The following is a 265-nucleotide window of genomic DNA, read 5'->3' as shown; positions in this document are numbered from 1 at the left end:
AAAAGTGGTACGCGATATAATCACACAACGCAGATGACAGACAGAACGGAGAAAACAGAAAGATGAACAAGCAGCAGCAAACCGTACTCAACATGGCAGGATTCATAAAAAGCCAGAGCCTGACGCTGCTCGAAAAACTGGACGCACTTGATGCTGACGAACAGGCCGCCATGTGTGAGAAGCTGCACGAACTCGCGGAAGAACTTCAGAACAGCATACAGACACGCTTTGAAGCGGAAAATCGCACCGGGATATAACGCATCCG

1 protein-coding gene is annotated in these 265 nt (G+C 49.1%); it reads left to right on the top strand.

What is annotated here, in order from left to right; translation table 11 throughout:
• The first annotated feature begins 62 nt into the window (after nucleotides 1-62).
• Entirely contained in the window at nucleotides 63-257 is a 195-nt protein-coding gene (locus QP413_RS10050; protein ID WP_001041640.1) for a Rop family plasmid primer RNA-binding protein, read from the top strand.
• Nucleotides 258-265 lie beyond the last annotated feature (8 nt).

It is taken from the genome of Corynebacterium sp. UMB4614 (assembly GCF_030217065.1).
Taxonomy (GTDB): domain Bacteria; phylum Actinomycetota; class Actinomycetes; order Mycobacteriales; family Mycobacteriaceae; genus Corynebacterium.
The sequence above is the reverse complement of the archived record's forward strand: the minus strand, read 5'-3'. Positions and strand labels throughout refer to the sequence as shown.